Origin of the sequence: Ramlibacter sp. (assembly GCF_028292805.1) — a bacterium.
In the GTDB taxonomy this organism is placed as follows: Bacteria; Pseudomonadota; Gammaproteobacteria; order Burkholderiales; family Burkholderiaceae_C; genus Ramlibacter.
This window is the reverse complement of the sequence record NZ_JAQGLS010000246.1, coordinates 1-3,263: the sequence shown is the minus strand read 5'-3', so window position 1 is coordinate 3,263 and position 3,263 is coordinate 1. Positions and strand designations below refer to the sequence as shown.

Here is a 3,263-nt window from a genome sequence, read left to right as displayed (position 1 = left end):
GGCCCCCCTGTGCCCAGCCGCGCCGTCGCCGCCCTGCGGATCATCCTGCTGGCCGTGGGGCAGGGCCAGCTGTGGATAGGCCGCGGCAGCGTGCCCGAGGTGGCACAGATGCAGCGCAAGCGCGACGAGCAGAAGGCGCACAACGCCCAGGCCCAGCAGGTCAACGAGCGCTTGGCCGCCGAAGTGCGGGACCTGCAGGAAGGGCTGGAGACGGTGGAGGAAAAGGCGCGCTCCGAGCTGGGCATGGTCAAGCCGAACGAAGTGATGGTGCAGATAGCCAAATGAGGCCGCGCCCGCGCGCTGCCCGCCGATCAGCCAGGAGGAAAGTCCAGTGAGCGCAAGGCGGATCGCCCTGCTCGGCGCCGAGAGCACCGGCAAGACGCAGCTGGCGCGGGAGCTGGCAACCCATTTCCAGGCGCGAGGCCTGCGGGTGGCGCTGGTGGCCGAGGTGCTGCGCGAGTGGTGCGCCCGCGCCGGCCGCACGCCGCGGCCCGAGGAGCAGTTGCCGATCGCGCAGGAGCAGGAGCGCCGGGTGGATGCGGCGGCGGCGGCGCATGAGGTCGTGATCGCCGACACCACGGCGCTGATGGTGGCGGTCTACAGCGGCATGCTGTTCGCCGACGGCACGCTCCACCTGTTCGCGCTGCAGCGCCAGCGCGGCTACCAGGCCACGCTGGTCACCGGGCTGGACCTGCCCTGGGTGGCCGACGGGCTGCAGCGCGACGGCCCGCACGTGCGCCAGCCGGTCGACCAGCTGGTGCGCGCGGCGCTGCAGCGCGCCGGCGTGGACTTTCAGGTGGTCTACGGCCGCGACGCCGCGCGCCTGGCCAGCGCGCTCGCCGCCTTGGCCAGTCTTGGCTTCGCCGGCCGCAGCGCCGCCCGCGCCGAACCGGACGCCAGCCGCCCCTGGGCCTGGAACTGCGACAAGTGCAGCGACCCGGAGTGCGAGCACAAGCTGTTCAGCCGGCTGGTCTGAGCTTCAGACCGGCTGCGGCCGTCGTTGGCGCCAGGCCTGCGGCGCGCCCGGATCCCGGCCACGTGCCGATCGCCTGCACGCCGGCCCGCGGCGCCCTGGGGCGTCCCCTTGCAGCAAGCCGGAGCGCATCACGATCACGTCGCAACGCAAGCCGCCGGCGGCCGAACTGACCGGGCCGGCGCGGCTCGAACTGCTGCAGCCGGTGGCGGGGCCAGCGTGAAGGTGCCGGTGCGGGTGCAGTTCCACGCCGTCGGCCACAATGTCGCGCACCCCGGCGGGCAGGCGCCCGACACCGGGCCCTTCCGCCTGACCGTGGTGCGTCCGGGCAAGCCGGCGAAGGTGCTGGATTTCCGCGGCGGCCAGACCCAGGTGTGGCTGAACCCGCCCAAAGGCGATGACAGCTCAAGCTCGACCTGGTCGGCAACCAGGATGCGCAACGCGTGGCTGGCCAGCAGGCGGCGCAGGCCTTGGCTGTGTCCACTTCGCCGATGTAAGCCGCCACCAGGCGGCAGCCGCACGCAAAGACCACAAGGCGAACGCAAGGACACAGAAGGGAACCAGGAGACTTTCAGAACTCATCTTTTCTGAATTTTTGCCTCCTCTGCGCAAGGATCTCTGCTCCCTATTGCACCGTCGACGGCCCGGGCGGCAAATCGCCGGCCGGCATGAAGATGCGGGCGGCGTCGACCGCATCGAAGCGGTAGTGCTTGCCGCAAAAGTCGCACGAGACGTCGATGTCGCCCCGGTCCACCAGGATGCTCTCGGCCTCTTCCCGGCCCAGCCCGCGGATCATGCCGGTGACGCGTTCGCGGCTGCAGGTGCAGGCAAAACGCGGCGTCTGCAAATCGAAGCGCAACAGCTTTTCCTGCCAGAACAGCCGGCGCAGCACCGTCTCGACGTCCAGCTCCAGCAGCTCGGTGCCGGTCAGGCTGGCCGCCAGCGTGGCGATGCGGTTGAAGTGCTCCAGCTGTTCGGCCAGGTCCATCTTGCCGCCGTCGACGTTGGCTTCGCCGGCGCCGGGCAGCCGCTGGATCAGCAGGCCGGCCGCCACCTTGCCGTCGGCCGCCAGCACGATGCGCGTGTCCAGCTGCTCCGACTGCCGCATGTAGTGCTCCAGCACGTCCGACAGCCGCGGCTGCGACGCGCCCGAGGCCGCGTTCAGCGGCACCACGCCCTGGTAAGGCTGCTGGCCCGGCACCCGGTCCTTGGGGTCGAGCGTGATGGCCATGCGGCCGTGGCCGTTGACGTTGACCAGGTCGCGCAGGTGGGCGTCGGGCTCGACCTCGCCCACCACCTTGGCCGTCACGCGTACCGCCAGATCGTGCTGCACCTCGGCCACCGCGATCTTCACCGGCCCTTCGCCGAAGATCTGCATCACCAGCGCGCCGTTGAACTTGATGTTGGACTGCATCAGCACGCCGGCCGCCGCCATCTCGCCGAGCATCGCGGCCACCGGCCAGGGCCAGGGCGCGGCGGCGTCGTCGGCGCGGCGCGCCAGGATCTCGGTCCAGGCATCGGTCAGGCGCACGATCATGCCGCGCACCGGCAAGCCCTCGAAGATGAACTTGTGCAGCTCGGACATCAAACGATCTTCTTGAGCCCGCTGCGATGGCGCGCGGAGTTCTTCACGTAGTGACCGGACAGCACGGCGAACTTCGCCACCGCCGCGTCGTCGAGCGTGCGGATCGCCTTGGCCGGCGCGCCCACGATGAGGGAGTTGTCGGGGAACTCCTTGCCCTCGGTCACCACGGCGCCGGCGCCGACGACGCAGTTGCGGCCGATCCTGGCGCCGTTGAGCACCACCGCCTGGATGCCGATCAGCGAGCCGTCGCCGATGGTGCAGCCGTGCAGCATCACCTGGTGGCCGATGGTGACGTTGTCGCCGATGGTCAGCGGCATGCCGAAGTCGGCGTGCAGCACCGAGCCGTCCTGCACGTTGCTGTTGCGGCCGATGCGGATCGGCTCGCCGCAGTCGCCGCGCACCACCGCCCCGTACCAGACACTGGCGTGGTCGCCCAGCTGCACCTCACCGATCACCTGGGCGCTGTCGGCCACCCAGGCGCCTTCGCCGAGTTGGGGCGCCAGGCCGTCGAGTTCGTAGATCGCCATGGACTTCTTCTTGGGAAAACTAGAATTGTAGGGATGGAGCTTCGCCAACGGGCTCTGCAGGCCCTTTGCAGCGCCGATCCCGCCGAAAAGGTCGCGCTGACCACGGCGCTCGCCGCTGCCGCCCCGGAGCTGTCCCTGTCCCCCCACGCACCCGCGCCGCCGGCCGTCCTGCCAGGCC

The 3,263-nt window shown here is 70.6% G+C and carries 5 protein-coding genes; 3 read left to right on the top strand and 2 right to left on the bottom strand.

The genetic code is table 11. The features are described 5' to 3' along the window. Positions 1 to 9 precede the first annotated feature (9 nt). The 3 genes from JWP65_RS15570 to JWP65_RS15560 all read left to right on the top strand — a co-directional run bounded on the left by JWP65_RS15570 (position 10) and on the right by JWP65_RS15560 (position 1,564). On the top strand, positions 10 to 285 hold the full coding sequence (locus JWP65_RS15570) for a septum formation initiator family protein (RefSeq protein WP_299765323.1): 276 nt from the start codon (positions 10 to 12) through the stop codon (positions 283 to 285). 46 nt (positions 286 to 331) lie between these two features. After that, complete coding sequence (locus tag JWP65_RS15565) at positions 332 to 976, top strand: ATP-binding protein (RefSeq protein ID WP_299765320.1); 645 nt, start codon at positions 332 to 334, stop codon at positions 974 to 976. Between the two features lie 216 nt (positions 977 to 1,192). Continuing rightward, positions 1,193 to 1,564 (top strand): hypothetical protein, encoded by a 372-nt coding sequence (locus JWP65_RS15560; protein ID WP_299765318.1) that lies wholly within the window; start codon positions 1,193 to 1,195, stop codon positions 1,562 to 1,564. Between the two features lie 34 nt (positions 1,565 to 1,598). Here the strand turns inward: JWP65_RS15560 and JWP65_RS15555 are convergent, their stop codons facing one another. Together JWP65_RS15555 and JWP65_RS15550 are read right to left on the bottom strand one after the other, a co-directional pair. Beyond that, a complete protein-coding gene (locus JWP65_RS15555) occupies positions 1,599 to 2,558 on the bottom strand; it encodes an Hsp33 family molecular chaperone HslO (protein WP_299765316.1) in 960 nt (319 codons plus the stop codon). After that, positions 2,558 to 3,085 (bottom strand): gamma carbonic anhydrase family protein, encoded by a 528-nt coding sequence (locus JWP65_RS15550; RefSeq protein ID WP_299765314.1) that lies wholly within the window; start codon positions 3,083 to 3,085, stop codon positions 2,558 to 2,560. Before JWP65_RS15550 ends, JWP65_RS15555 begins: the two co-directional genes overlap by 1 nt. Positions 3,086 to 3,263: the final 178 nt, after the last annotated feature.

Coding starts and splice junctions, on each gene's coding strand:
- JWP65_RS15555 (WP_299765316.1), bottom strand. CDS start 2,558: ATGTCCGAGCTGCACAAGTTCATCTTCGAGGGCTTGCCGGTGCGCGGC.
- JWP65_RS15550 (WP_299765314.1), bottom strand. CDS start 3,085: ATGGCGATCTACGAACTCGACGGCCTGGCGCCCCAACTCGGCGAAGGC.